The 21983-nt window shown below is 35.6% G+C and carries 22 protein-coding genes, 1 riboswitch and 1 other annotated feature; of the genes, 15 read left to right on the top strand and 7 right to left on the bottom strand.

The window, feature by feature from the left end:
- On the top strand, positions 1–1258 hold a 1258-nt coding region (locus Q0K35_RS08030; RefSeq protein ID WP_294562135.1), incomplete at its 5' end, for an ATP-binding protein.
- Between the two features lie 40 nt (positions 1259–1298).
- On the opposite strand, the gene Q0K35_RS08025 is transcribed toward Q0K35_RS08030, so the two are convergent.
- Positions 1299–1727: a hypothetical protein gene (locus tag Q0K35_RS08025; protein WP_294562134.1), complete on the bottom strand. Its 429-nt coding sequence runs from the start codon at positions 1725–1727 to the stop codon at positions 1299–1301.
- 10 nt (positions 1728–1737) lie between these two features.
- A complete protein-coding gene (locus tag Q0K35_RS08020) occupies positions 1738–2304 on the bottom strand; it encodes a folate family ECF transporter S component (RefSeq protein WP_294562133.1) in 567 nt (188 codons plus the stop codon).
- A gap of 61 nt (positions 2305–2365) precedes the next feature.
- Positions 2366–2463: riboswitch (THF riboswitch) on the bottom strand.
- 137 nt (positions 2464–2600) lie between these two features.
- Here Q0K35_RS08020 and Q0K35_RS08015 point away from each other — a divergent pair.
- The 6 genes from Q0K35_RS08015 to Q0K35_RS07990 all read left to right on the top strand — a co-directional run bounded on the left by Q0K35_RS08015 (position 2601) and on the right by Q0K35_RS07990 (position 8367).
- Positions 2601–4178: a hypothetical protein gene (locus tag Q0K35_RS08015; RefSeq protein WP_294562132.1), complete on the top strand. Its 1578-nt coding sequence runs from the start codon at positions 2601–2603 to the stop codon at positions 4176–4178.
- 102 nt (positions 4179–4280) lie between these two features.
- Complete coding sequence (locus tag Q0K35_RS08010; RefSeq protein ID WP_294562131.1) at positions 4281–5135, top strand: DegV family protein; 855 nt, start codon at positions 4281–4283, stop codon at positions 5133–5135.
- Positions 5136–5168: 33 nt separating this feature from the next.
- Positions 5169–5411, top strand: a binding site (T-box leader).
- A 55-nt stretch (positions 5412–5466) separates the two neighbouring features.
- Positions 5467–6267, top strand: a complete 801-nt coding sequence (locus Q0K35_RS08005) for a MetQ/NlpA family ABC transporter substrate-binding protein (RefSeq protein WP_294562130.1) — start codon at positions 5467–5469, stop codon at positions 6265–6267.
- Positions 6268–6270: 3 nt separating this feature from the next.
- A complete protein-coding gene (msrA, locus tag Q0K35_RS08000) occupies positions 6271–6762 on the top strand; it encodes a peptide-methionine (S)-S-oxide reductase MsrA (RefSeq protein ID WP_294562129.1) in 492 nt (163 codons plus the stop codon).
- Positions 6763–6766: 4 nt separating this feature from the next.
- Positions 6767–7735: a methionine ABC transporter ATP-binding protein gene (locus tag Q0K35_RS07995; protein WP_294562128.1), complete on the top strand. Its 969-nt coding sequence runs from the start codon at positions 6767–6769 to the stop codon at positions 7733–7735.
- Positions 7732–8367, top strand: coding sequence for a methionine ABC transporter permease (locus Q0K35_RS07990; protein ID WP_294562127.1), 636 nt, complete (start codon positions 7732–7734; stop codon positions 8365–8367). Before Q0K35_RS07995 ends, Q0K35_RS07990 begins: the two co-directional genes overlap by 4 nt.
- On the opposite strand, the gene Q0K35_RS07985 is transcribed toward Q0K35_RS07990, so the two are convergent.
- Complete coding sequence (locus tag Q0K35_RS07985) at positions 8368–9777, bottom strand: spore germination protein (protein ID WP_294562126.1); 1410 nt, start codon at positions 9775–9777, stop codon at positions 8368–8370.
- A 112-nt stretch (positions 9778–9889) separates the two neighbouring features.
- Positions 9890–11803 (bottom strand): PTS sugar transporter subunit IIA, encoded by a 1914-nt coding sequence (locus Q0K35_RS07980; protein WP_294562125.1) that lies wholly within the window; start codon positions 11801–11803, stop codon positions 9890–9892.
- Between the two features lie 223 nt (positions 11804–12026).
- Between Q0K35_RS07980 and Q0K35_RS07975 the strand changes: the two genes are divergently transcribed.
- The 5 genes from Q0K35_RS07975 (at position 12027) to Q0K35_RS07955 (ending at position 16343) form a co-directional block, all read left to right on the top strand.
- Positions 12027–13472 carry a family 1 glycosylhydrolase gene (locus Q0K35_RS07975; RefSeq protein WP_294562124.1) on the top strand — a complete coding sequence of 482 codons (1446 nt, stop codon included), beginning with the start codon at positions 12027–12029 and terminating at the stop codon, positions 13470–13472.
- Between the two features lie 20 nt (positions 13473–13492).
- Positions 13493–13822 carry a PTS sugar transporter subunit IIB gene (locus tag Q0K35_RS07970; RefSeq protein WP_294562123.1) on the top strand — a complete coding sequence of 110 codons (330 nt, stop codon included), beginning with the start codon at positions 13493–13495 and terminating at the stop codon, positions 13820–13822.
- The gene (locus Q0K35_RS07965; protein ID WP_365936219.1) at positions 13806–15077 is read left to right on the top strand and encodes a PTS transporter subunit EIIC; all 1272 of its coding nucleotides are present in this window, start codon (positions 13806–13808) and stop codon (positions 15075–15077) included. Before Q0K35_RS07970 ends, Q0K35_RS07965 begins: the two co-directional genes overlap by 17 nt.
- Before the next feature lie 2 nt (positions 15078–15079).
- Entirely contained in the window at positions 15080–15418 is a 339-nt protein-coding gene (locus Q0K35_RS07960; RefSeq protein ID WP_294562121.1) for a PTS lactose/cellobiose transporter subunit IIA, read from the top strand.
- A 64-nt stretch (positions 15419–15482) separates the two neighbouring features.
- Positions 15483–16343, top strand: coding sequence for an HAD family hydrolase (locus Q0K35_RS07955; protein ID WP_294562120.1), 861 nt, complete (start codon positions 15483–15485; stop codon positions 16341–16343).
- A gap of 27 nt (positions 16344–16370) precedes the next feature.
- Here the strand turns inward: Q0K35_RS07955 and Q0K35_RS07950 are convergent, their stop codons facing one another.
- From Q0K35_RS07950 to Q0K35_RS07940, 3 genes are read right to left on the bottom strand one after another with little or no spacing between them, the layout of a single operon-like run.
- The gene (locus Q0K35_RS07950; protein ID WP_294562119.1) at positions 16371–17150 is read right to left on the bottom strand and encodes a TatD family hydrolase; all 780 of its coding nucleotides are present in this window, start codon (positions 17148–17150) and stop codon (positions 16371–16373) included.
- Positions 17151–17152: 2 nt separating this feature from the next.
- On the bottom strand, positions 17153–18481 hold the full coding sequence (mnmE, locus tag Q0K35_RS07945) for a tRNA uridine-5-carboxymethylaminomethyl(34) synthesis GTPase MnmE (RefSeq protein ID WP_294562136.1): 1329 nt from the start codon (positions 18479–18481) through the stop codon (positions 17153–17155).
- 57 nt (positions 18482–18538) lie between these two features.
- The gene (locus Q0K35_RS07940; RefSeq protein WP_294562118.1) at positions 18539–20053 is read right to left on the bottom strand and encodes a bifunctional UDP-sugar hydrolase/5'-nucleotidase; all 1515 of its coding nucleotides are present in this window, start codon (positions 20051–20053) and stop codon (positions 18539–18541) included.
- A gap of 111 nt (positions 20054–20164) precedes the next feature.
- Between Q0K35_RS07940 and Q0K35_RS07935 the strand changes: the two genes are divergently transcribed.
- From Q0K35_RS07935 to Q0K35_RS07925, 3 genes are all read left to right on the top strand, one after another.
- Complete coding sequence (locus tag Q0K35_RS07935) at positions 20165–20938, top strand: inositol monophosphatase family protein (RefSeq protein ID WP_294562117.1); 774 nt, start codon at positions 20165–20167, stop codon at positions 20936–20938.
- Between the two features lies 1 nt (position 20939).
- Entirely contained in the window at positions 20940–21461 is a 522-nt protein-coding gene (locus Q0K35_RS07930; RefSeq protein ID WP_294562116.1) for a DUF5662 family protein, read from the top strand.
- A 7-nt stretch (positions 21462–21468) separates the two neighbouring features.
- Positions 21469–21983 (top strand): ECF transporter S component (locus Q0K35_RS07925; protein ID WP_294562115.1); only part of this gene is annotated, 515 nt, incomplete at its 3' end.

The raw sequence follows: 21983 nt of genomic DNA, 5'->3' as shown, positions 1-21983 counted from the left end.
TATCATGGAAATTAAAAGAGATATTTATCTTCAACAATTGATTGATCGAAAAGATAATGGGATGATAAAAGTAATTACAGGAATTCGCAGATGTGGAAAATCCTACTTGCTTTTTACTATCTTTAAGAGATATCTTCTAGAAAGTGGAATTGATACAGATCATATCATTGAAATTGCATTAGACGGTATTGAAAATGAGGAATTAAGAGATCCCAAGGTGTGTTATCAGTACATTAAAAATGCTATGAAAGATAAGGGTAAATATTATTTACTTTTGGATGAAGTACAGTTCATGCCACATTTTGAGGAAGTGTTAAACAGCTTGCTTCGCTTAAATAATATTGATGTATATGTAACAGGAAGCAATTCTAAATTCTTATCAAGTGATATTGTTACAGAATTTCGTGGAAGAGGTGATGAAATTAGGATTTATCCTCTTTCTTTCGCAGAGTTTTATTCTGCCTACGATGGAGAGTATGATGATGCCTGGAATGAATATATGACTTATGGTGGTCTTCCACAGATCGTAGGATTAAAAAGTGAACGCCAAAAATCTGATTATTTAAAGAATATGTTTACAAATGTATATTTGAAGGATGTTATAGAAAGAAACAAGATACATAATACAGATGAGATCAATATTTTAGTGGATGTGCTTGCATCTACGATTGGTGCACTAACAAATTCTTTAAAAATCTCTAATACGTTTAAAAGCGAACGTCAGATGAGTTATACGAATAAAACGATTTCAAAACATATTGATTATTTAGTTGAAGCTTTTTTAATTTCAAAAGCAACTCGTTATGATATCAAGGGAAGAAAATATATAGGTGCTAATCAAAAATACTACTTTACTGATTTAGGACTGAGAAATGCAAGGTTAAATTTCAGACAGCAGGAACCTACCCATATTATGGAAAATATCGTTTATAATGAGTTACTTATCCGTGGTTATAATGTTGATGTTGGCGTCATAGATGTATATGATAAAGATAAAGAAGGAAAACGTATTCGCAAACAGTTAGAGGTTGATTTTGTAGTAAATCAAAGCAGTCAAAGGTATTATATTCAGGTTGCTTATGATATGAGTTCAAAGGAAAAGCAGAATCAGGAATTTAACTCTTTACGTAATATTCCGGATTCATTTAAGAAAATCGTAATCGTTAATGGAAATAAAAAGCCATGGCATAATGATGAGGGTTTTGTAATTATGGGGATGAAATATTTTCTTTTAAATGCAGATAGTTTGAAATTTTAAGAAAATAAATCTGTATATAAAAATTGAGGCTATTAAAGCCTCATTCTTTTTCATCATTGTTTTGGATATAATTTTGAATCGTTTCATCACTATAACTTAACAGTTTTCCAAAACGATAGGCAATCTCAAAACGATAAGTATCATATTCATGTTGTTCAACAGATTTTGCTTTTAACTTCTTTAATGTCTTGTATTCTTCGATATCTTTTTCATCTTTATAAAAAATGATATTGTAGGTATTTTTATTCATGGAAGCAGGAAATAAATCAGTAATGAGCGGATCATCATCTAAATAAAAATGAATCTGATACTTCTCACTGATCATCTGGGCAAAAGGGACATACTGATCTCGCAGCTCTTTAGAAGCAGAAGGATGAGATAATGCGATACGCTTTAATCCGGCCTTTACCATTTCACTAAAACAATCCATAACACCACACTGGTAAGAATAAGCATCTATTTGTTTCATAAGACCTCCATTAAGATAAAACAGGAATTGCCCGTTTTGTAGCTTTTAGTACCGTATATAACAAGAATACATCGACAGGAAACATCAATATATTTTTTAATATTCTTGCTTGCACAAGAATGATAAAGGCATTGCCGTAAAGGATATGAAGCCATAGGGGCGTTAAAAATATATTGATCAATAAAACAACACTAAGTCTTGCAAGAATGACACGTTTTAAAGACATTGATTTCTTATAAAAGAACAGTCCATAAATAAAACCTGTGAGAAACTCATTTAATCCAAATAAGGGCATATAAGGACCGCTGGGATTTAAAAGATATTTGATGTTATCACAGATGATGCCTGCTGCTCCTGCCATCACAGGTCCGTATGTAAAGGCACAGGCGGCCAATGCTAATGAAGAAAAATTAATTTCCAGCATTTTGGGGATCACTACGATCTTAAAATACCCTAAAGCAGCATTCATAGCTACAAATAACGAAGTACCCACTAATGTTTTGACATTTTTAATGCCTTGACCGCTCTGGCGTATCAGATGAGAAATTGATCTAAATTCTGTCAGTAAGTTATCCATATATAAAAACCTCCTTTTCTACTATTGTCATGAAAAAGAGGCATTTTTGCGATTTTCATGCAACAGTGGGATGCGAGATATATATCGCAAGAAAATCTTTTCGCCTAACTGACAACTCCCCGTTCAGTTAATACTTAACGCATATATCTCTACTCTGCTAACGCTTTTATTATATGTCGAAATGAAAAGCAAATCAATCATTTTACGTTTATTTATGAATTTAAATGAAATGACTATAGTGTCATGGAATATTTTTATACATATGATATACTGAACGCATACGAGGAGTAATGAATATGAAAAATAAAAGGTTTATTTATGGAATTGTCGGTTCACTGGTATTGGCAGCTGTTTTGTTTTTCTTCTTTTTGCCGCCGATCAATCCAACCAGCATTGCATTTTGGATTTATCTGTGGGTATCGCTGATTCCATTGTTGATAGCAGTGATCGCCAACATGACGAAAAGTGCGAATGTGAAAAAAGAGCAGGGAATCTTAGGTGTTTTTGCCGCTTCCATTGCAGTGGTATTAGTGGTCATGTTTATATGCAGTCCGATCTTCCATGCCGGTGAGTATGCCCGGCGAATTGATTTGGTGGAAGCAGATTTTAGTGAGATCGATGAAGTTGATTTTACGAAGACGGCGATCATTGATCGTGATTCTACCATGGTTTTAGGGGATCGAACATTGGGACAGCTTCCTGAGCTTATCAGCCAGTTTGAGGTGAGCGATATCTATTCACAGATCTCTTATCAGGATACGATTGTTCGTGTAACACCGCTTGATTATAATGGTCTGATCAAATATTTTTCAAATCACTCAGAAGGAATACCGGGTTATATCATCGTGAATGCGACAACCGGGAAGAGTGATCTTGTGAAACTGGAAGATTTAGGATTAGACGGTATGAAATACAGTGAAAATGCCATCTTGTTTGAAGACCGTGATCGTCATATGCGTTTTGCTTATCCATTCGACATCTTCTATGAAACGAATTTTGAAATCGATGAAGAAGGTGTGCCATATTGGATCACTTCAACGATTTCTTATAAAGGTATTGGTCAGAAACCAACGATCACAGGTGTCATTGCCATGAATGCGATTGATGGCAGTATGAATAAATATGCCATAGGAGAAATTCCTGAATGGATTGATCGTGTTTATGCCAGCGATCTGATCATTGAACAGGTGAATCAGTCAGGTGCCTATGTACATGGATTCATTAATTCAATTATCGGTCAAAGAGATGTCTATCAGACAACAGAAGGTTATAACTATATCGTGTTAAATGATGATATATGGCTTTATACAGGTATTACATCGGTCAACAGTGATGAATCAAATATTGGTTTTGTTTTAGTAAATCAGCGTACACAGGAAGCAAAGATCATCATGAGCAGTGGTGCTGAGGAATTTTCAGCTATGAGGAGTGCAGAAGGAAAGGTTCAGCATTTGGGCTATACATCAACGTTCCCATTATTGATCAGCGTGGGTGGACGGCCGACGTACTTAGTATCGCTTAAGGATAATGCAGGTCTTGTGAAAATGTATGCGATGATCGATTGTGAGGATTATCAGCAGGTAGTGACGGTTGACAAGGATAAAGGCCTGGAATATCTGAAGAGCCAATATGTGGCGGCTATGAATATCGTAGATACAGATAATGTTGAGGAAAAAGATATTGTTGTTTCTTCCATTTCGTATATGAATATTTCCGGTGATACCTATGCTTATATCATGGATCAGGAAGGAAATGTCTATAAAGGGCATGTAACGATCAATGAAAAACTCTTGCCTTTTATTAAGGAAAATGATGTTTTAAAAGTTAAATATACAAAAGGTGATGTTAACAGCATCATTGAAATCACACAGTAAGGGTGCAGTATTACGCACCCTTTTATCATATGATGTAATTTGTATAAATTTGTATATGATCAGGCATTGAGAAGGTCTTGATGATATGTTAGTATATACATTATGAAAAAATATGCGATTTTAACGGATTCATCATGTGATATTGATGACAAAACAGCTCAGGAGCTTGGAATATTTGTACTTCGGATGCCCATTACGATTGATGAAAAAGAATATACAGAAGGAGTCGATATTGACTTAAACGGTATTAAAAAAGCCATGTCAGACGGTAAAGTAGTAAAGACTTCTCAAGCTCGATTAGGTGCACTTATAAAGATGTATGACAGCTTATTGGAGGAATATGATGAGATCATACATATCCCATTATCCTCGGGTTTAAGCGGGATGTATGAAACATCGCTCATTCAGTCAAAGACCTATGAAGGAAGAATAACGGTCATTGATGCGAAATGTGTCTGTTATCCATTGACTAAATTATGTCTGGATGTGAAAGAAATGATTGGTGAAGGGAAAACAGCTTCAGAAATAAAAGATATGATTGAAAATACTCCTTCTATTATGGAAGCCATCATCATTCCCAGTGATCTGAATTACCTTAAACGGGGAGGCAGGATCACACCGGCTGCAGCTGCACTTGCAAATCTTTTGAAAATCGTACCTGTCTTATCTTTAAAAGAGGGTGTGATTGATGTCTTTGATAAAGTAAGAACATGGAAGAAAGCTATTCATAAAGGTATTGATGAAGCAATAAATGTAGAAGATCCTTCTCAATATTACTGGATGGTCATTGCTGATGGTTTTGATGATATGGTAGAAGAAGTAAAGCAGGAATTAGAGAAAAGGACTCATCAGCAGGTAGAAGTTCATCAGTTTGGAGCTGTGATACTTTCTCATACAGGTCCGGGAGTCGTAGCTTTCGGAAAGATAAAAAAAATAAAAAAGGTTCTTGACAATTAATTTTTTGTGTTTTATTATTTTAGCAACAATACAATAAAGACGATGAAAAGAAAAGTAATTCATTGAAAGTCTAAAGAGAGTTCTTGGCTGGTGTGAAAGAATGACGGAAGATGAATGAAAATGGCCTTGGAGTTGCATACCGAACCGGAAGGTTAGGCTATGACGGGTTCACCCGTTACAGTGATAGAGTATAATCCTATGGGACGTACTTGATGAGGAAATAATCGTGAGATTATTTTAAACTAAGGTGGTAACGCGAATACACTCGCCCTTATATGGGCGAGTTTTTTTATTGTATTGAGTAGTGAGTAAATAAAGGAGGAAACAGAAGATGAAAAAATTACTCAGTTTACTAGTTGCAGGGGCTTTATTAGCTGGCTGCTCAAGCACAACGGATACGGAGGATAAGACGATTAGAATCGGTGCTACGCAGGTACCGCATGCGGAAATTTTGGAAGATGTGGTAAAACCAATATTGGAAGAAGAAGGATGGGATGTAGATATTACGGTATTTACAGATTATATACAGCCAAATACAGGTGTAGAAGAAGGCAGTCTGGATGCCAACTATTATCAGACTTTAGATTATATGAATACTCAGAATGAAGAAGGCGGTCTTCATTTAGTAGCAGTAGCCGGCATTCATTTGGAGCCTATGAGCTGCTATTCTTCAAAATATACAAGTGTTGATGAAATACCTGACGGTGCTAAGATTTCGATTCCAAACGATGCCAGCAATGGTTCCAGAGCTTTAAAACTGTTAGCTGCAAATGGTTTGATCACATTGAAAGAAAAAGACGGTCTATATACTGTATTAGATATAGCGGAAAATCCTCATAACTATGAAATCGTTGAGCTGGAAGCTGCTCAGCTGCCAAGAAGCTTGGATGATGTGGATGCTTCCGTTATCAATGTAAACTATGCGTTACAGGCTGAATTAAATCCGGTAGATGCTTTATTTACGGAAGATGCAACTTCTGAAGAAAGTGCAGATTATGTAAACTATTTAGTTGTAAAAGAAGGAAATGAGGAAACTGAAAAAACAAAAGCCCTTATCGAAGCGATGACAAGCGAAGAGGTAAGAAGCTATATCGAAAAAACTTACGGCGGTTCAGTACTTGCGGCATTCTAGCCGATGAAAACGATTTATTTAGCTGGCGGCTGTTTCTGGGGCATTCAAAAATACATGGATCAATTTGACGGAATCATTGAAACAGTCGTCGGTTATGCTAATGGATATTTGGATGATCCGACATATGAAGATGTAAAAGCACAGAAAAGCGGTCATGCGGAAACAGTAAAAATCGTATATGATGAAAAAATCATATCATTAGAAGAAATTCTAAAAAAATTTCTGCTTGTCATCGATCCCACTTCACTGAATAAGCAAGGTGAAGATGAAGGAAGTTCTTATCGAAGCGGTATCTATTATACCGATGATAAAGATTCAGATATCATCGTTCAAATGATCCAAGATGAACAGAAGAAATATGATCGCCCAATCGTCGTGGAAATTCTACCTTTAACAGTATTTTATAAAGCAGAGGAATATCATCAGAAATATCTGGAGAAAAATCCGGAAGGTTATTGTCATATCGGTACCTGTTTTTTCAAGAATAAGGAGTAATTTTATGATAGAGATAAACAATCTAAGTAAAAATTTTGGAGAGCTCAATGTTTTAAATCAGATTTCTTTCAATATCGAAAAAGGTGAAATCTATGGTATTATCGGACAAAGCGGTGCCGGTAAATCTACTCTTTTAAGGTGTATTAATGGATTGGAAAAATTCGACAGCGGTTCACTTGTAGTAGATGGTAAAGAAATCCAGCATTTAAAAAAGGGTGAATTACGACAGGTTCAAAAAGAAATGGGTATGATCTTTCAGAATTTTAATCTGTTGAGCCGCTTAAATGTATATGACAATGTAGCCCTGCCTTTACAGTTTTGGGGACAAAAGAAAAACAGTCCTGAGAACAAAGAAAAAATTATGAATTTACTGCGGCTTGTTGGTTTGGAAGATAAAATCAACAGCAAGCCTGCCCAGCTCAGCGGTGGTCAGCAGCAGCGTGTAGCCATTGCAAGAGCTTTGGTATTGGATCCTAAGATCTTATTATGTGATGAAGCGACCTCTGCATTGGATCCGGTAATCACGAAAGGCATTCTTGATCTGCTTATAAAGATCAATAAAGAAATGGGAATTACAATCGTTGTAGTAACACACCAGATGGAAGTCATTAAGCAAATATGCAGTAAGGTTGCCTTCATAAAAAATGGTAAGGTCGTTGCAGTAGGCAAACCGGAGGAATTATTTGTCGCACCGAATAAAGAGATCCAAGCATTTGTGGGAGATAATGCGGAAACTCTTCCAAAGAAAGGAATCAATGTCAAATTATTCTTTGCGAATGAAAATTCAGAAGCCCATTTGATAACGACGCTTGCAAGAACCTTAAATATTGATTTTGATATTTGTCAGGGCAAGCTGGAAAATTATCGAGGAACGATACTTGGCAGTCTGATCATTAATATTCAGGAAGAGGATAAGGAAAAAGTATATGCATTTTTAAAACAGCACAATATTATTTGGGAGGAATTGGTATGAGTCAGATATTATTAAAAGCTTTATATGAAACTTTATATATGGTTCTCGGTTCAACATTCTTTTCAGTGATATTGGGATTTATTCCGGCCATTGTCATGACATTGACAGCCAGCGATGGCTTGCGTCCTAATAAAAAAATCTATGCGATCTTAGATTTTCTTGTGAATACATTTAGAAGTTTTCCTTTTGTGATATTGATGTGTCTGGTAACTCCTCTGACACGTTTCATCGTAGGAACAACGATTCAAAAAACAGCAGCCTTGGTTCCTTTGACGATCGGTGCTATTCCTTTTGTCGCAAGAGTGATCGAATCATCATTACGAGAGGTGGATCATGGATTGATCGAAGCTGCCAAGTCGTTTGGTGCCAGTGATTTTCAGATCATGCTTCGCGTATATTTGAAAGAAGCTTTGCCGTCCATCGTTTCCGGAATTATCCTGGTCATGATCTCACTGATCGGTTACAGTGCCATTGCCGGAACGATGGGAGCCGGAGGTTTAGGAGATATTGCGATACGTTATGGTTATCAGAGTTACAGTGATGAATATATGTTTGTTACAAGTATTATTTTGATCATCATCGTTCAGATCATCCAGACTACCGGTAACTATTTCTATAAGAAATTATCTTAATCATGAATTATTCTTATTTATAGGGACTCTTATCAGGAGTTCCTTTAATTTTTTTGTGTTTAAAGGGATCAGTGGGAAAAGATAATTGTGATGAAGGATCGTCGGTGTGAAATAAAGCATGAGGATCATCAAAATAAGGCCACTGATAAAACCAAAAATATTCAATAGCCAGATCAGTATGATCAGCAGGATGCGCCAAAGCTTAAAAGCATAACTGAGCTCATAAGAAGGCTGAGTAAAGTTAGCTAATGAAACAAAAGCCATATATAAAAGGACTTCCGGTACGAACCAATGTGCCTTGATGGCAAATTCGCCTAAAACAAGGGCACCGATGACACCAAAAGAACCGCTTAGAGCACTAGGGGTGTTTAATGAAGCCAGCTTGATCGCATCAATTAAAAATTCAACGATCAAAAGCTGAATGATGATAGGAACGGCATTCATTTTTTGGACTTGAAGGAAGCTGAGCCATTCGGGAAACAAATGAGGATTCTGAATATAAAGATACCAAAGAGGTGTTAAAAACAAAGTACAGGCAAAAATGATCAGGCGTACCCAACGCAAATAGGTACCGATGAGTGGTGGAAAATAGAAGTCATTGGCTTCCTGAAGAAAATCAAAAAAGGATGTAGGAAGGATCATGGCAGCCGGAGAATTATCGACAAGAACGATGATCTTACCTTCATAGATATTAGCGCTTGCGACATCCGGGCGCTCGGTATAACGTATTCTGGGAAAAGGATTCCACCAATTTTTTCGAATCAGACATTCAGCCAGTGATTCTTGAGCCAGTGCCAGTGAGGGAATATCAATAGCACTGATCTGTGCTTTTAAATCAGCAACATTTTTTGGATCTGTTACGTTCTCCATATAACATAGCACTACATCGGTTTTTGATTTCGTACCAACCGTATGGATTTCTACTTTTAAATGCTCATCTCGTATCCTTCTCCGTATGAGGGCAGTATTGAAAACCAGTGTTTCTACAAACGAATCACGGCTTCCTCTTAATACACGATCATCTTCAGGTTCACTGATAGAACGGTTCGGATAGGTTCTTCCATCAATGCTGATGGCAAAATCATAACCGTCGATCAGACAAAGAATGCTTCCGGAAAGTATTTGTGTCATGATCGTTTCAAAATCATCGATCAATTCAACTTCTGTATAAGGAATATTTCTCTTTTCAAATTCATTCATTCGAAAAGGAAAATCTTCAGGAGTGAGTTTTAAGAGAAATTCAAAAATCTTCTCAAAGATCTCATCCTTCACAAATCCATCAATAAAATAAAACGTACACTCCCTGTTTCCGATAATTAAACAACGATTACATATATCAAAATTATTTTCAACATCCAGCTTATGATTTAAATATTCAACATTCAGCTGATAAGCTTCTTTCAGTTTCATGATTCACCTCACAAATAGTATGAAACAAAAAAGAGGAATCATGAATCATATTTTGTTAGAAAAAATGTGTGCATACACAAAAAAGATAATGAAACAGATAAAAAAGGAGCAATTACTCCTTTTCAAACATTTCATCAGCCAATTTTTCAATAAAATCATTATAAGTACTAATACCAAGACATTTTAATACATTGCTTCTTTCTGAAAAGAATGGAATGATATTATCAATTACGTTTTTAAAAAATAATTCATCTCCTGCTTTTACACCAATCAGCAATACGATATTCACTTTTTTATCATCCCAGTAAATTTGTTCTTCATTAATTGCAATTGCTAAGAAAGAATGATTGCAATTGTGGTAAAGAGAGTGCGGAATGGCGACGGAACTATCAAATGCAGTAGAAGATATATATTCCCTGTCCAATACTTCTTTTTTAAAACTGGAACTACAATACCCTAATTTTAATGCATCTTCTGTAATCATGCTTATGATTTGTTCAAAGCCTTCTATGGATATATTTCGATAAAAAAGGCGGTTCGTTGAAAATTGTTTTAAAGCTTCTTTAAATGAATGTTTATGTTTTTCTAACAGCAGTGATTCAATGAAATGCCCGATTAAATTTATATTCTTTGCAGATAGGAATTCATCAATATAGATAATGGGTATTTGATTGTTTTTTAATAATGGATAATTTGAAATGATAAAATCTACATTTGTTGGCATTTGATCAACATATTTCGCATTTAGTGATGCCACGATCGTAATTGAATCCCTAAAACGATTACTGATTTCATCTAACTGTTTAGAAAAATAGTTGTGGTAATTGAAATAAACAAAACAACAAGTTAATTTGTCATGGGACATATATGTATCTTCAACATAAGCACCGATATGAATCGCTAAAAAAGCAATTTCACTATCTGAAATTTTATTGTATTGTTCTTTAAACATCTCTTTGACATAATAAATTGACATATCATAGATAAAAGGATATTTTGTTTTAATTTGTGCTAAAAGAGAATTGCTTTGCATATTAGGACTGTTGATCCTGTCAATCATAAGCATTGTATGAAGAATGATCTTAATTTTAAAAGCTTCATCAAATTGTGATAAGTGATAATAATTTTCCAGCTTTAATAAGGCAGATAATGATTTATCAATAATCTCTTGTGGTACAAAATCAGAAATATTGCTCATGTTGATATGATCCTGATTAAATGAATTACAATTATTTCGAATAATCAGGAATAAATAATGCAATTCATTTTTATTGAGTTTAATATTGAAGAAATTTTCTGCTGCTTGTACGATTTGTAAGAAGAACTTATTATCTTCATAAATGCTATATGATGGAGCAATATCATTATTAAGAACATTCTGACTTTTGATTCTTTCAGATAATATACAAAAATAGATGATTAACATATTAAAATTATAATCATTAATATAAATTTCATGTTCGTTTAAAATATCAGCAATCCTACGAACAAAAGATTTGAGATTTGGTATATTTGAATAATAAAAGCTGCTGCTGGTTTCAAAAAAATTAGCATTTTCTTTTTGAAGAAGATAAGATAATAAATGTCTTTTATTAATTTCAGATCCTTCAAGTTTAATTAAATTACGTTTTCGAGTTAACGTTAGATCGTATTTAAGGATTGTCTTTTTTACATGTTTTAAAAGTGTTTCAAGGTGTGAATCGGAGATAAACATAGAATCAGCTAAATAATAAGTAGAAACTTCTTTATTCTCAATAAGCAGGCTTCTTAGAATGTAATTGACACGGCTTTTAAAATCATCATTAAAAAATAAAGAGTTTTTTTCATTGTCTATATTAAAATCACGATTCAATTTATAACCTTTATTCGATGATAAAATAAGATTTTCTTTATAATCATTGATTCTTTTGACATAATTTGAAACTGTTTTTGTTGAAACGCCAAAAATATCTGCAATCTCTGCAGCTTCATACCAATCCGCTTTTTTTTCTAATAGCAATAGTAATTCTTTATTTGATATTTTCATGAACATATTATATCATAAATAATTTTTATGTAATTTTTTTAAAGTATCTATTCAATCCAAAAAATGCCGGCTAAATAATTTCTTAGCAGTAGGAAAAAAAACGGATAGTGAAAGATTCCGAATGAAAGAGATTTTATAGAATTTGAAAAATATCTGTGCTGTTGGATAAAGAAAAAAATGAAATTTAGTGATACCCTTTTATAATTAAGGTGGAGGTGATGTTATGTATCACGTAAGGCATAAGTTTCCAGATAATTTTTTATGGGGAGGCGGATTCGCGGCTGATCAAATGGAAGGAGCATATTTAACTGATGGCAAAGGTTTATGTGTTGCTGATCTAACAAAATATGTAAATGATCTTCCGTTAGAAAAAAAAGGTAATAAAGAGATGACGATGGAAGTGATAGAAGAAGCTGTCAATGATAAGGATGGGAATTATCCTAAACGTCGAGGTATTGATTTCTACCATACATATAAGGATGATTTAAAGCTTCTTGGAAAAGATGGTCTAGGTTTAAAATCATTTAGGACATCTATCAATTGGGCAAGAATATTTCCAAATGGTGATGATGAAAAACCAAATGAAGCAGGCCTAAAGTTCTATGATGATTTGATAGATGAAATCATTGCAAATGGTATGGAACCGATGATTACGATGTCACATTATGAAATGCCGGTAAATTTAGTTACGAAATATCGTGGCTGGTATCAAAGAGAAACGATAAATTTCTTTGAAAAATACGGTAAAGTCATCCTTGACCGCTATCACGACAGAGTAAAATTATGGATCAATATTAATCAAATTAATTTGCTTGCTCACGAATCTATACTACATTTAGGAATACCTTGTGATACAGTAAAAAATGTACATGAAGCTAAATATCAGGGTGTAATTCATGAGATGATAGCCTGTGCAAGAATTAGTAAATATGCGCATGAGCATTATCCTGATGTTAAAATAGGGTGCATGCTTTGTCAGGGATATGATTATGCAGCTACTTGCAAACCTGAAGATGTTTTGGCAACAACACGGCATAATCAAATGGAGGTTTTCTTCAGTGATGTGTTATTAAGGGGTAAAATCCCAGGTTATGCGTGGCATTATTTTGAGGAAAACGGATATAACATTCAAGTAACTGATGAAGATATAGAGATGTTAAAAAATACGAGCGATTATTTTACTTTTTCATATTACTATACTACTCTTTGTGATAAAGAACATTTTGAAAATAATAATAAGACATTTATTAATAAAGAGTTACCTGCAAATCCATGGGGGTGGAGTGTTGATCCTGATGGCTTGCGAACATTATTAAACATTTTCTATGATCGTTACCAATGCCCTATTTATATTACTGAAAATGGTATTGGCTTGTTTGATAAACTAGATGAAGATGGACATATCCATGACAATTATCGTCCTGATTATTATCGTAAACATATTAAGGCGATGAAAGAAGCGATTGAAGATGGTGTTGATTTAAGAGGATATTATGCATGGGCACCTTTGGATATTGTGAGTTGTTCAAGTAGTGAGATGAGCAAACGATATGGATTTATCTATGTAGATTTAGATGATTACGGCCACGGCAGCGGTAAAAGAATTAAAAAAGATAGTTATGACTGGTTTAAAAAAGTATTAAATTCCAATGGCGAGGATTTAGATTAGATAATTGAAAGGAGATAATCATGAAGAAATACGAAGTACTGCTAGTTTGTGGTGGTGGATTCAGTAGTGGGTTCATGGCCAAAGCATTACGTGATGCGGCAAAACAAAAAGGAATAGAAATGCATGTTCAAGCAAAAAGTGAAACAGCACTGGAAGATTATATAGACGAAATTGATGCGGTGATGGTTGGCCCACATATGGCTTATGTTATGGAAGAAGCAAAGGCATTAACTGATGAATATGGAGTTACGCTAGTGCTAATGAAACCTGATTATTACAAATCATTAGATGGAAAAGCATGTTTAGAACATCTATTAGAGTGTCTGAAGGAGGATGGAAAGTATGAATAAACTATTGGCGGTATTTGAGAAGCATCTAGTTCCTACGATGGAAAAAGTGAATCGCTATATTTGGGTGAGTACATTAAAAGATGCCATTATGCAAACCCTACCTATGACATTGCTCGGATCTATATTTTGCGTGTTGACGGTTCCGGCAGATTTACTTGGCTGGACATGGTTTAGTAATTTCTGGACACCGTGGCAATGGACAATGGGACTTCTTGCTGTATTTATTGCTGTTCTAGTACCCTTAAATTATCTTGAAAAAAGAAAGCTTAGACGTCAGCGTGTAGCAGGTATCATGGCAAGTGTTTCCTGTTTTATCATTATCGTTAATCCAAGCATTGTAGAAGAGGGTGCACTGGGATTAGCGCAGTCTTTATTAGGAGCAGGTGGTATGCTTGCGGCTATTTTAAGTGGTATTTATACTTCATTAGTGATGGAGAGATTCGGCAAATTCACATTCTTCAAGGAAGATTCAGCAATTCCTGATTTCGTACGTACATGGTTCGATCAGATGTTACCTTGTGGACTATGTGTATTAGCGACATGGATCGTTGTAGATCTTTGTGGCATTAGTGTTTTTAATATTCTTCAAACGATATTTTCACCTATTGGCAATATTCTTCAGACACCATATGGTATGGTATTGTATTGTTTGCTTCTTTGCTTCAATTACTCGATGGGTATTTCAAACTGGGTATTCAATCCAATTTTTAATCCTCTCTTAACAATGGCTATCGTTGCAAACGTTGAAATGGTGAGAGAAGGTACAGCAACAGTTGAAACATTGAATCTTTGTACAAGTCCTGCTTTATATTGTGCATATATTTGGTTAGGTGGAGAAGGATGTACGCTGGCTCTTAATTTGATGAGTCTTCGATCTAAATCAAATAAGATTAAATCATTAAGTCGTGCAAGTATAACACCGAGTATTTTTAATATTAACGAACCTATCGTATTTGGTATGATTGCTTGGAATCCATATTTAATGATTCCGATGTGGTTATGTGGAATCATTCTGCCTTTAGTCATGTTCTTATTTACAAAAGTTATTCCATTTGCACCTATTCCAAGTATAGCCGTTGAATTTTGGTGTGTACCATTCCCGATTGTTACATGGTTGACAACTTATTCTTGGAATGCTGTAATTTTAGTAATCATCATATTTATAATTTCTTGGCTGATTTATTATCCTTTCTATAAAGCATATGAAAGACAAGAAGTTGAAAAAGAACGTATAGAAATGGAAAGTAGCAAGTAGATATGAATAAAATTGTAGAAACATCATTTGATATTATATTTTCTGCTGGAGAAGCACGTACGGAATGTGAAAAAGCTTTGAATGCGCTCGAAGAATTTGATTTTAAAGAAGCTGAAGATTGTATGAAAAAAGCTCATGATCATATTGTAAAAGCTCATACATTGCATACAGAAATCATTCAGCAAAATATGGATAGTATGGAAGGGCAGCCCTACTATATGATATTTGCGCATGCACAAGACACATTAATGACAATTAACAGCGAAATATTGATTGCAAAGCATTTACTTAAAATATCAAAGGCATTAATTTCTAAAATTGAAAGCCTTGAAATTGAATAAAAAAGATAGGCGTATCATTAATTTGAGCGCCTGTTTTTCTCATTATAATTAAGAGGAATAGACTATGATTAAATTGATAGTTAGTGATTTAGATGGCACATTATTAAATGATGACGGGAAAGTTAGTAAAGAAAATATAAAGGCGATAACAGATCTATCAAAATTTGGTATTCAGTTTTTGATATGCAGTGGTCGTGCATATTGGGAAATTGGGGATATAATTGATGATTGTGGTATTAAAAATACAGCTATATGTCTAAATGGTTCTGATATGAGAGATGAGAATGGCAATAGTATTTTGAATCATTATTTAAAAAATGATTATGTAGATTTGATATACCAGTTATCTTGTGAACAAAAATGTGCCTGTTTATACCATTGTTTAGATCGGACATATTTAACAATATCTCGTAAAGAATTAGAACTATATTTTATACAGTATGTCATGAAAAAAGATCGTCTTACTACATTTGAAGCAAAAGAAAAATATAAAAGATATTATATTTATAATTATGGACGATGTGATAAATACATAGATGATATAAAAAAGAAAAAAGTGGTTAAAGCTGAATTTGTTTTTTTAAATAACTATCAATATGACCAAATATTTGATTATTTGTCAAAATTTGATCTTAATGTTGCCAATGGATATGAAGAAATAAATAATCTTGAAATTACGGATAGTAAGGCTTCTAAAGGAAGTATGCTTATGGAATATTGTAAATTAAATAATTATCAGAAAAATGAAGTGATGGTTATAGGAGATAGCTTTAATGATTTGAGTATGTTTGATATGTTTGAATATTCAGCAGCTGTAATGAACGCACCGGATGAAGTGAAACAGCATGCTCGATATATTACATCAAGTAATAACGATCATGGGGTAGCTGAAATTTTAAAAAAAATTATGTTAGGTGCCATTTAATCATATAAAATAACGAGTCGATATTGATTAATTCGACTCGTTTCTTTTTGCTTTTTTAAATAATGTATAGTAATTCTCTTCCATCTGTTTCATGAGTGTTTCCGCATCGATCTGTTTGATCTCACATACCTTTTCAAAGGTAATGTGGGTATAGGCAGGTTCATTTTGTTTGCCGCGGAATGGATGAGGCGTTAAAAACGGTGAATCGGTTTCCACAAAGATCCTATCCAAAGGTACCCACTCACATACCTGAGGTGCATCCTTGGCATTTTTAAAGGTCAACGGACCGGCAAAGGAAATATAGTAGCCCAGCTTTACGCAGATCTTAGCAGTTTCCAGACTTCCGGAAAAGCAATGCATGATACCTCTGCAAGGATATTGTTTAAGTATTTCAAGGGTATCAAGCGTTGCATCTCGCATGTGAATCAGGATTGGTAAATCAAGTTCATTGGCGAGTTGTATTTGACGGATGAATAAATCTTTTTGAGCTTCTTTATTTTCTTTGGTATAGTGGTAATCTAAACCGATTTCACCTAAAGCAATCATATGTGGATCAGTGAGGATGGATCTTAATTCGGATAGATCATGATCTTCAAGCCGATCGACATCTTCCGGATGATAACCAAAAGCACAATCGAAAATATCATATTGATTGGCAATTTCAATGGCCTTTAAGGCTTCTTCTTTTGTACAACAGACACATAGGATCTTTGTTACATTGTGCGATAAGGCATTTGTAACGATCTCATCTATGCGTCCGACAAGGTCTTTATAAGTTACATGTGCGTGTGTATCAATAATTCCCATAGTTATTTCCCCAAACAGAAGTTTGAAAAGAGCGTATCTAATAAATCATCTCTTGAAACTTCTCCTAATATTTCTTTTAATTGTGTATAAGCTTCTTGTAAATCAATCGTGACCATATCAAGTTCGATGCCGTTTTTTAAAGACTCGATGGCCTGATTCATTGAATTGCGTGCTTTCATCAGACATCCGATCTGACGTTCATTGTTTAGAATCGGATTTTGAATTGAAATAAGCTCCTGCTCATAATAAGATTCGATTTCATGGATCAGATCATCTAATTCACCCTTTGCGGCACTGATAGATAGACCTTCTTTTTCTGCAAGATCATTTTTATTATAGACAATGATACGTCTTTTATCGGCAGTCATATCTAATAATAACTGATCCTGTTCATCAATCTCACTGGTGGCATCTAAGACGACAATGACCAGCTCTGCTTCCTCAATGGCTTTTTTTGATCTCTCGATACCGATTTTCTCAACAGCATCATGGGTATCCCGGATACCGGCGGTATCAATCAGATTCAGATGGATCTGACCAAGCTGGATATGACCCTCAACAAGATCACGGGTCGTACCGGCAATATCGCTGACAATTGCCTTATCCTCTTCTAACAGGGCATTTAATAAAGAGCTTTTACCGACATTGGGCTTACCTACGATCGCCGTTTTGATTCCTGCTTTTAAAAGCTGTCCGCTTTCACTTTTCTTTAAGATTTCATTGATTTGATCCAGCCATGACAGACTCATTGGCAAGACACGCTCATTGGTGAGCATTTCCACATCATCATATTCCGGATAATCAATGTTGACTTCGATCACAGCAATGATATTCAATAAATCTTCGATCAGCGGTTCAAGTAATTTCTTAACGCTGCCACGAATACCGGAAATGGCCATCTTTGCATTGGTCGAGCTGTTTGCACGAATCATGTCATTGACGGCTTCTGCCTGGGTAAGGTCGATACGTCCGTTTAAGAAGGCACGTTGTGTAAATTCACCCGGATTAGCAAGACGGGCACCGCAGGATAAAAGGATCGATAAGATTTTCCTTGTGATATAAACGCCTCCGTGACAGTTGATTTCTACCAGATCCTCACGTGTATATGTCTTAGGTGCCTTAAATACGCTGACAAGGACCTCATCAAGAATTTCATGTGTATGAGGGTCCTGAAAGGTCGCATAGCGGATCGTGTGTGAGGGCGATTTTGTCAAATCAATATTACAGCACTGATTGACAATTTCAATGGCATCATCACCACTTACGCGGACAATGGAAATGGCACCCTCACTTAATGCAGTAGAAATAGCAGCTATCGTATCATTCAGCATCATATCACCTCCATGTTATTGTAGCACAAAAATAAAATCACTGCATGAAAACAGTGATCATGGAATGATTTTAATATTATTTTGGTGATTTACTTCGATCACAGGATGCTTTTCGATATACTGACGCAGGCATTCTACCATATCTTCCTGATAAGCCATGATAGGCTCACAGTCCTTGATCATAAAGAAATCACCGCCACAGGCAGCACGATAATTGCTCATGGCCATGGTAAACGAATCTTCATCTTTGACAGGAATGCCATGACGGGTAAGGGAAATGATACGGGAACCCACAGGATTGGATACCTGAATCGTATATTCCACACCATCTACCATATCATAGTTATAATGTGCCGGTTTAGGTGCAAGATAACGAGGGGCTACACCGATCTTGCCATCTTTGATCTCAAAATATTCCGCACATTTCTCTAAATATTCCTTAAGTGTCTTACCACTCATACGAACCACACATAAGGTATTCGGATATACATAGGTCGATACTAAATCACGCATCGTGATCGTTGAATTGAAGCCGGTCGCATCATTAAACAGCGCAACGCTGGATAAATCAGCTTTGGTGAAATCAAGCTGGACGCTGTTAAGAAAAGAAACAAGGGGATGTTTATGCAGCCGGGCATCAAAAGCATCATGGATCAACAGATCACCGTTTGCCAGCCTTCCTAACGGCTGATCCAAGTATTCCTGAGTGGCCTTTTCCTCTTCTTCGATCAGCGGATAAAGCGATTCATCAGCCTCACCATCAGCACTGATGAGCCTTGCCACTCTTTCATTTGTATCCAGGTCCCATTCAATATAAGCCAATTCTTTCGCATTGAAAGCTGTCTGGGTGACACAGGTATTGTGACAGAACTGGGCAATCGAGCGATGCTGGTGACCGCTGATCATGACATCAATACCTTCGATCTCACTGCACATCTTATAGCCAAGATTTTCACCTGTAAGGTTCTCGGTAGGTACACCACTTTCCAAATCTTTTTCAAAACCACCGTGGTAAACTACTAAGATTCCTTTTACGTCTTCTTTTTTCTTGATCTTATCTATTGTCTGTTTCAGCTTATCAAACACATTTTCGAATGTCATATCAACGATATTTTTCGGCTGTTCCCAATTTGGTATATATTGAGTGGTCAGACCTACAAGGGCAATACGATTGTTTTTGTCAAATTCATGGATCACATATTCTTTTCCAAAACAAACACCCTTATCAAATAAATTGCTGGTCAGACATACAGCATTCATATCATGAATATATTTCCAGACATTTTCTTTACCAAAATTAAATTCATGATTTCCCAGATTCATATAATCATAATTCATCGCATTGAAGCATTTGGCCATAGGATGGATCCGGTCTTCAAATTTTAAATGATGAACATAATCAAGAGGTGATCCTTCTAGGACATCACCATTATCAATCAATAGAGTATGCTTATCTTTATGGATCAATGATGATAATTTCATTAATCCCATGTTCATTTCTTTAGAATCACTATAACGGTATGGCGTAATCGTACCATGTGTATCACTTGTTGCGTAAATCTTTATTTTCATCTTCATTCTCCTAACATATTATTATTCAATGAATTTAAATACTTGTCAATGATAAATATAGCTTGAAAAACTATAAAAAACAATTAAAATTATCTGTATGTGGAGGTAGGTATGGATTATCAGAAGATAGCGAATGAAATAGAAAAGATTGCCAGAAATGCAGGTCAGCTTATTCTTCAAAAGGAAAAGCTGGTCATCAAAGAAAAAAGTGATGCGGCCAATATCGTAACAAATATGGATATCGCAAGTCAGCATTATATCATAGGGGAATGTTCAAAGCTGATTCCAACAAGTAGTTTTTATGCAGAGGAAGAGGATCAGCGTGAGCTGGGAGAAGAATTTACATGGGTCATTGATCCTATTGACGGAACGACCAACTATGCATATGACTATAAACATTCCTGTATATCGATTGCATTATTGTATAAGAAAAAAGGTGTCATCGGCGTTATCTATGATCCTTATTTAGATGAATGCTTTACAGGTATTGAGGGACAACAGAGTACATGTAACGGTGTGCCGATTCAAGCGGGCGATCATGATGTTGGACATGCGCTTGTTTTATTTGGATCGTCACCTTACAATAAAGAGCTGGCTGATGTTACTTTTGAGAATGCGAAAAAACTATATCTCAACTGTCGTGATGTGCGCCGAAGCGGCAGTGCAGCCTTGGATATCTGTTATGTTGCCTGTGGCAGGGTAGATGCTTATTATGAAGAACGCCTCTCTCCATGGGATTATGCGGCCGGGCAGGTGATTGCGAAACAGGCACAGGTAAAGATGATGGGTCTTAAAGGTGCAGCTCTTGATTACACGAAACCGATCGGTGTCCTCTTTGCGAATCAGCGCTGCTTTGAAGGAATCCTTAAAATCGTAGGTGAGTAAGATGAATCGTCTGATCGGACATTTGACCACGATTACCCGCCATAAGATAAAGGTCGGCAAGCTATGTTTTAAATGTGGTCTGTATAAACAAGGAATCCTGCATGATCTGTCAAAGTATTCATGGGTTGAGTTTTCCGCAGGAGTCAAATATTTTCAGGGAAACCGCTCGCCTATTGATAAGGAAAAAGAAGTAGTGGGATATTCAAAAGGCTGGCTGCATCATAAAGGAAGAAATAAGCATCACTGGGAATACTGGATCGATTGCAATCATCAAGGTGTATTTGGTACCAAGATACCGAATAAATATATTGTAGAGATGTTTTGTGATCGTGTGGCTGCCAGCATGATCTATTATCCGAATAACTATACGACAAGCAAGCCTTTAGAATATTTCATGTTGAATCAGCACAATTACTGCATGCATGCTCAAAGCAAGCAGACATTAAGAGATATGCTTGAGATGTATGCGCAAAAAGGGCTTGATGAAACGATTGCCTATATTAAAAAAGAGATTCTGAAATGAGGGAAGCATGAAGAAAAATACTAGAACATTTGCACATATCGCAATTTTCGCAGCATTAAATTATGCGGTTTTCAGCTATGGCAAAATCGATATCCCGTTAGCCGCCGGATCATCAGTAGCCATTCATGTGGCTAATGCGGTGGTTGTCGTTTCTGCACTGCTTTTGGGACCGGTAGAAGGAGGAATTGCGGGAGCAATAGGACTTTCGATTGCTGATATCATGGATCCACGCTATATTGCTTCAGCACCTAAGACGTTTCTTTTGAAGTTCTGTATCGGCTGGATCTCGGGAACATTGGCTAAAAAGATGAATGTTTCTAAAGAAAAGGACGCAAAAAAAGCTGCTTTGAACACAGCTCTTTGTGCTGCTGCCGGACTTGGTTTCAATGTCATCTTTGATCCTATCATCGGTTATTTGTTTAAACGCTTTATCTTGGGGGTCGAAGCCGATGCGGCAGCTATCATTCTTGCATGGAGCGGTGGTGTAACAGCTTTTAATGCGATTATCTGTATCTTTGTAGC

Source organism: uncultured Traorella sp. (assembly GCF_944327115.1).
In the GTDB taxonomy this organism is placed as follows: domain Bacteria; phylum Bacillota_I; class Bacilli_A; order Erysipelotrichales; family Erysipelotrichaceae; genus Traorella.
The sequence above is the reverse complement of the archived record's forward strand: the minus strand, read 5'-3'. Positions and strand labels throughout refer to the sequence as shown.